This window comes from Mycobacterium helveticum (assembly GCF_007714205.1).
Taxonomy (GTDB): Bacteria; Actinomycetota; Actinomycetes; order Mycobacteriales; family Mycobacteriaceae; genus Mycobacterium; species Mycobacterium helveticum.
Map to the genome: position 1 here is coordinate 1 of NZ_VMQU01000314.1, position 882 is coordinate 882.

At 71.1% G+C, this 882-nt stretch carries 1 protein-coding gene; it reads left to right on the plus strand.

All coding sequences use genetic code 11. The annotated features are described in order from the left end of the window. A partial coding sequence (locus tag FPZ47_RS27675; protein ID WP_145039818.1) for an acyltransferase domain-containing protein occupies positions 1-882 on the plus strand: 882 nt, incomplete at both ends.

Here is an 882-nt window from a genome sequence, read left to right on the forward strand (position 1 = left end):
GCCGCGGCGGGTGTTGCGGGGTTGATCAAGGCGGTGCTGGCGGTGCAGCGGGGGCGGATTCCGGCGAATCTGGGGTTCGCCGAGCCCAATCCGCATATTCCGTTCGAGCAGTTGGGGTTGAAGGTTGTTGCCGAGCCGGTGGTGTGGCCGGTGACGGGTCGGCCGCGGCGGGCGGGGGTGTCGTCGTTCGGGTTTGGTGGGACCAATGCGCATGTGGTGCTCGAGCAGGGGCCCGAGCCGGTGGCGGTGCCCGAGGTGGCGTCGTCGGTGGTGAGCACGTTGGTGGTCTCGGGTAAGAGCGCGCAGCGGGTGGCGGCGACGGCGGGTGTGTTGGCCGAGTGGATGTCCGGTGCCGGTGCTTCGGTGGGGTTGGCGCAGGTGGCTCATGGGCTCAACCATCATCGGGCTCGTCAGGCGGTGTTTGCGACGGTGGCCGCGCGCGATCGCGAGCAGGCGGTGGCGGGGTTGGCGGCGTTGGCGGCGGGGCGTTCGGCTCCGGGTGTGGTGGGTGCGCATCGGGGGGTGTGTCGGGCCGGGACGGTGTTCGTGTACTCGGGGCAGGGTTCGCAGTGGGCGGGCATGGGTGCGCGGTTGTTGGACGAGGAGCCGGCGTTTGCGGCCGCGGTGGCCGAGTTGGAGCCGGTGTTTGTTGAGGTGGTGGGGTTTTCGCTGCGCCACGTGCTGGGTGAGGGTGCCCCGCTGGAGGGCATTGAGCGTATTCAGCCGGTGTTGGTGGGGGTGCAGTTGGCGTTGACCGCGTTGTGGCGTGCCCACGGGGTGGCGCCCGATGCGGTGATCGGCCACTCGATGGGGGAGGTCACCGCCGCCGTGGTCGCCGGGGCGCTGAGCCCCCGCGACGGCCTGCGCGTCATCACCACCCGC